4 protein-coding genes are annotated in these 6,010 nt (G+C 68.9%); all 4 read right to left on the bottom strand.

All coding sequences use genetic code 11. The features are described from left to right. Positions 1-786 (bottom strand): DedA family protein (locus tag AC13HU_RS30360; protein ID WP_483045180.1); only part of this gene is annotated, 786 nt, incomplete at its 3' end. A 283-nt stretch (positions 787-1,069) separates the two neighbouring features. Further along, on the bottom strand, positions 1,070-1,816 hold the full coding sequence (locus AC13HU_RS30355) for an SDR family NAD(P)-dependent oxidoreductase (RefSeq protein ID WP_483045179.1): 747 nt from the start codon (positions 1,814-1,816) through the stop codon (positions 1,070-1,072). A gap of 407 nt (positions 1,817-2,223) precedes the next feature. Beyond that, positions 2,224-3,513, bottom strand: coding sequence for a citrate synthase (locus AC13HU_RS30350; RefSeq protein WP_328464326.1), 1,290 nt, complete (start codon positions 3,511-3,513; stop codon positions 2,224-2,226). Positions 3,514-3,637: 124 nt separating this feature from the next. Next, on the bottom strand, positions 3,638-5,860 hold the full coding sequence (gene recD2 / locus AC13HU_RS30345) for an SF1B family DNA helicase RecD2 (protein ID WP_483045178.1): 2,223 nt from the start codon (positions 5,858-5,860) through the stop codon (positions 3,638-3,640). Positions 5,861-6,010 lie beyond the last annotated feature (150 nt).

Below are 6,010 nucleotides of genomic sequence, written 5' to 3'. Positions count from 1 at the left end.
GGCGGGAACCGAGGACGCCGCTGCGGCCGGTGGCGAGGGCAAAAGTGGGGTGGGCGGCGCCAAGGTGCTGCCAGGGGCACCCGTACCGATCGCGACGCCGACCGCACCACCCACGCCTCCTACGAGGGACGCCGTCACGACAGGCGAGGGACGGGCCGTCTCGCCGCGCCGCCGATCCCGGCCGCGCGAGACCCACTGGACGATAGTGCCGGCCCCCGCGACCAGCAGAGATATGCCAAGGCCCAGGGAGAGGGCGTAGAACGAGTTCGAGGCGGCCCGGCCACTGATGTACCCGGCGCCTACCGAGTACGACGCCCACACCGCCTCGGCCACGCCCGCGCCGATCGCGTAACGCCGAGCCGGATAGCGTACGACGCCCGCCGCGAGCCCGCCGATCACCCGGCCGCTGGGCAGGAAGCGGACGCCTATGACAAAGGGCACTCCGTGTCGCTGAATACGCAGGGCCGCCCATTTCAGGAGCGCTGCCTGGCGGGGCCGGCGGCGCATGCGGCTGAGCACCCGGCCGCTAAGCGCCCGCCCAGCACGGTGCAGGAGCATGTCGCCGAGGACTGCACTGCCCGCCACCACAAGGAGCACGAGGGCGATGTCCAGGCGGCCCTCAGCGGCCATCACACCACCCGTTACGAGCAGCACCGCGTTGGGCACGAGCGGCGGAGCCGTCGTCGCGGCCAGCAGCGCGTACGCCCACAAGACGTTGCCACCCCGCAGGTGCTCGGCGAGACCTGAGGTGAAGTCCAATGACGACACGTTCAGTGCACCGTCCATACCACCGCCCCTCTTCCCACCCCCTGGAATCAACGCTGACAGCGGTTCCCGGGGCACGGCAAGCGGGTTTGGCGGTGTAGGGGCACTTCTCCGCCGATTCTCCGGAAATCTCATCCTCGGGGCGCAGCAGCCCTACTCCCGTGGTTGGAGACCGCCCGGCGACGTAGCCAGACCGAGTCGGGGTGGGGAGCAGACAGGGGCAACGGAACACGCCTGGGGCGCCTCGGTACGGGCCGACGCCGGGGAGCCGGGGTGCGTGCCGGCACCGCCGAGCTCATCAGGGTCAGCGCCCCAGCAACTCGCCGCCGTTGCACTGGAGGATCTCGCCGGTGACGAACCCCGCCTCCGGGGAGGCCAGGAAGAGCACCGCCGCCGCCACGTCCGCCGGTCGCCCGACCCGGCCGACCAAGGTGCGGCCGGCGCGCCGGGTCAGCTCCGCGTCATTGAGCCGCGAGCCGAAGAACTCGGTGCCCGCAACCGTCCCTGGAGCGACGATGTTGCACGTGACGCCCTGCGGGCCGAGTTGGGCGGCCAGGGAGTGGTTCCAGGCGTGCAGAGCGGCCTTGGAGGCCCCGTAGGAGCCACCGCCGCGCAGCGCGGCGACCGACGTCACGGTGACGACGCGGCCGCCGTCGGCGAAGCGGTCCCGCAGCGACTCGGTGAGCAGCACCGCCGTCAGGACGTTCCGCTCGAAATCGCCGCGCCAGCGGGCCAGCAGCCCGTGCGGTCCGGCGCCGACCGCCAGCTCGCGGCTGCCTGCGCTGTTGACCAGGACATCGATCCGCTCGGGCAGTTGCGACAGGACCGCCTCCACGTCATCGGGATCGGCCAGATCGCAGACGACGGGAGTGACATCGAGGCCACGCTCGGCACGCAACTCGTCCGCGGCGGCGTGCAGGACCTCGCGGCGGCGGCCGACGATCGTGACGCGGTGGCCGTCCTCCGCGAACCGGATCGCGATGGCCAGGCCGATGCCCGTGCCTCCGCCGGTCACCACGATGTTCCGGACCGCTGTCCCGTTCTCTGCCATATGCTCCGCCCCTCGAGGAGAAACAGCACGCTACGGGATCGCGCCGGACCGGCCGCGCGCGGGGTAGCCTGCGAAAACACCTTCCCCAAAGAGACGTAGATCACATCGCTTGGAACGTAACCATTACGGCGTTTCGTGGGTCTTATGTCTTGAACACCGGCCCCCGGCGGAGCCGGTGCGGGGGGTTGAGGTACGGTCCGTCTTGGGGGATGGACCGAGTTGCGTCGCCGGGGCGACGCCGGGGAGCTTGAGCGGCCCTCCCGGCCGTTTCGTCCCGGCTTGGCGCAGCCGCCGAAAAACGCCCGGTACGGACCCGTGGGGGGATCCGCTCCGGGAAACGGGAGCGCCCCGTGCCGGACCCGTGGGGGGATCCGTCGCGGGGCGCTCTCTTTACACGTGTGCCCAGGTCAGCGGGCCTCGACCGGGATGTAGTCACGGGTGACGACACCGGTGTAGATCTGCCGCGGCCGACCGATGCGGGAGCCGGGCTCCTTGATCATCTCGTGCCACTGGGCGATCCAGCCGGGCAGCCGCCCGAGCGCGAACAGCACGGTGAACATGCTGGTCGGGAAGCCCATCGCGCGGTAGATCAGGCCGGTGTAGAAGTCCACGTTGGGGTAGAGCTTGCGCGACACGAAGTAGTCGTCGCTGAGCGCGTGCTCCTCCAGCTTGAGCGCGATGTCCAGCAGCTCGTCGGACTTGCCGAGCGCCGAGAGGACGTCGTGCGCCGCCGCCTTGATGATCTTCGCCCGGGGGTCGAAGTTCTTGTAGACGCGGTGCCCGAAGCCCATGAGCTTCACGCCGTCTTCCTTGTTCTTCACCCGGCGGATGAAGGAGTCGACGTCGCCGCCCTCGGCCTTGATGCGCTCCAGCATCTCCAGCACCGACTGGTTCGCGCCACCGTGCAGCGGCCCCCACAGCGCACTGATGCCGGCGGAGATCGACGCGAACAGGTTCGCCTGCGAGGAGCCGACCAGCCGAACCGTGGACGTCGAACAGTTCTGCTCGTGGTCGGCGTGCAGGATGAGCAGCTTGTCCAGGGCGCTGACCACGACCGGGTCGAGTTCGTACTCCTCGGCCGGGACGGAGAAGGTCATCCGCAGGAAGTTCTCGACGTAGCCGAGGTCGTTGCGCGGGTAGACCACCGGCTGGCCGACGGACTTCTTGTACGCGTACGCCGCGATGGTCGGCAGCTTGGCGAGCAGCCGGATCGTGGACAGGTCGCGCTGCTCGGGGTCGAACGGGTTGTGGCTGTCCTGATAGAACGTCGACAGCGCGCTGACCACGGAGGACAGCATCGCCATCGGATGGGCGTCCTTCGGGAAGCCGTCGTAGAACCGTTTGACGTCCTCGTGCAGCAGCGTGTGCTGGGTGATCTGGCCCTGGAACTCCGAGAGCTGGTCGACAGTCGGCAGCTCACCGTTGATCAGCAGGTACGCGGTCTCCAGGAAGGACCCGCGCTCGGCGATCTGCTCGATCGGATACCCGCGGTAACGCAGGATGCCCTGCTCACCGTCGAGGAAAGTGATCGCGGACTTGTACGCCGCGGTGTTGCCGTAGCCGCTGTCCAGGGTGACCAGCCCGGTGTCGGCACGCAGCTTGCCGATGTCGAAGCCCTTGTCGCCGACGGTGCTGTCCACAACGGGGTAGCTGTATTCGCCGTCCCCGTACCGCAGTACTACAGAGTTGTCGCTCACGTCATTCCCTCACCGACGGTTTTGCCTCTTCTTCGAGGTGCCCTGACTACGACCACTGTCCCCCATTTGGCACTGGGGTGTGCACTCGGGGTCGGCCATCGGGCCGAAAAGTGGCACGGAGTGCCTATTTTGCGCCCAGATCAAGCCGATGGTCGAGAGCGGTGAAGCGGCGACCCGCGGAGACCGTACGCACCGCCTGCCCGATCGCCCGACGGGAGCCGACCAGCACGACCAGGCGTTTCGCCCGCGTGACGGCGGTGTAAAGCAGGTTGCGCTGGAGCATCATCCAGGCGCCGGTAGTGACGGGGATCACCACCGCCGGATACTCGCTGCCCTGCGACCGGTGGATCGTGACCGCGTAGGCGTGCGTCAGCTCATCCAGCTCGTCAAAGTCGTATCCGATCTCCTCGTCCTCGTCGGTCCGCACCGTCAGGCGCTGTTCGACCACGTCGAGGCCGGTGACCACACCCACGGTGCCGTTGAAGACACCGTTGGCACCCTTGTCGTAGTTGTTCCGGATCTGGGTGACCTTGTCGCCGACCCGGAAGGTGCGGCCGCCGAACCGGCGCTCGGCCACATCCGGGCGGGCCGGCGTGACGGCCTGCTGGAGCAGCCCGTTGAGCACACCCGCGCCAGCCGGACCGCGGTGCATGGGAGTGAGCACCTGGACGTCGCGGCGCGGGTCGAGACCGAACCTGGCCGGAATTCGCCGGGCCACCACATCCACCGTCAGCCTGGCCGCCTCTTCCGAGTCCTCCTCGGCAAAGAGGAAGAAATCGGCCAGTCCCTGGGTGACCGGCGACACCCCCGAGTTGATCCGGTGCGCGTTCGTCACCACACCGGACTGCTGGGCCTGCCGGAAGATACGGGTGAGCCGCACGGCCGGGACCGGCCCGCCAGGCGTCAGCAGGTCCCGCAGCACCTCCCCCGCACCCACACTCGGCAACTGGTCCACATCACCGACGAACAGCAGGTGCGCCCCGGGTGGCACTGCCTTCACCAGCTTGTTCGCCAGCAACAGGTCCAGCATCGACGCCTCGTCGACCACCACCAGGTCCGCGTCGAGCGGCCGGTCACGGTCATAGGCCGCATCGCCGCCCGGCTTGAGTTCGAGCAGGCGGTGCACGGTCGACGCGGCGGCCCCGGTCAACTCGGCAAGCCGCTTGGCGGCCCTGCCGGTGGGCGCGGCGAGCACCACCTTGGCCTTCTTGGCCGTGGCGAGGGCGACCACGGAGCGCACTGTGAACGACTTGCCGCAGCCCGGGCCACCGGTGAGCACCGCGACCTTCTGCGTGAGCGCCAGACACACCGCCTCCTGCTGCTCCGGGGCAAGGTCCGCGCCGGTCTTGTCGGCGAGCCAGGCAAGCGCCTTGTCCCAGGCCACGTCCTGGAAGGCGGGCATACGGTCCTCCGGGCCGCGCAGCAGCCGCAGCACCTGGGCGGCGAGTGCTATCTCCGCGCGGTGGAACGGCACCAGGTACACCGCCTTGATCGGCTCGCGGTCGCCGTCGGGCGATGGCACGCGCTCGCGCACCACCCCCTCCTCGTCGGCCAACTCCCCCAGGCACTCGATCACCAGGCCGGTGTCCACCTGGAGCAACTTCACCGCATCGGCTATCAGCCGCTCCTCGGGCAGGAAGCAGTTGCCGCCGTCGGTGGCCTGCGAAAGGGCGTACTGGAGGCCGGCCTTGACCCGCTCGGGGCTGTCGTGCGGGATTCCCACCGCTTGCGCGAGCCGATCGGCGGTCAGGAACCCGATGCCCCACACTTCGGAGGCAAGGCGATACGGCTGGTTCTTCACCACGGAGATCGAGGCGTCGCCGTAACTCTTGTAGACCCGCACGGCGATGGACGTGGACACTCCCACGCCTTGGAGGAAGACCATCACCTCCTTGATCGCCTTCTGCTCCTCCCACGCGGCGGCGATCAGCTTCGTCCGCTTCGGCCCGAGTCCCGGCACCTCGACCAGGCGGGCGGTCTCAGTTTCGATGACCTCCAGCGTGTCGGTACCGAAGTGATCCACGATGCGCTCGGCGATGCGCGGCCCGATCCCCTTGATCAGTCCCGAACCGAGGTAGCGGCGGATGCCCTGGATCGTGGCCGGCAGGACCGTCGTGTAGTTCTCCACCGTGAACTGCTTGCCGTACTGAGGGTGGGAGCCCCAACGGCCGTGCATCCGCAGGGACTCGCCGGGCTGCGCGCCGAGCAGGGCACCGACCACCGTGAGCAGATCGCCGGAACCACGGCCGGTGTCGACACGCGCAACCGTGTAGCCGTTGTCCTCGTTGGCGTACGTGATCCGCTCGAGGACGCCCTCCAGAACCGAAAGGTGCGGCGCCTCACCCATCTGCGGGCTCCCTTCAGACTGGTCGGTGATCTGCTCCGATGGTACCCGCAGTGACCGACAGCGCGACGACCGTCACCCGCGCGGCTGTGGACACAGGCAGGGGGAAAACGAGAGGGGTCCGGCCGAAGCCGGACCCCTCTTCCCTCCCCC

It is taken from the genome of Streptomyces sp. NH27 (assembly GCF_056859195.1).
Note: the sequence above shows the minus strand (reverse complement) of the source record. Positions and strands in the feature narration are given on the sequence as shown.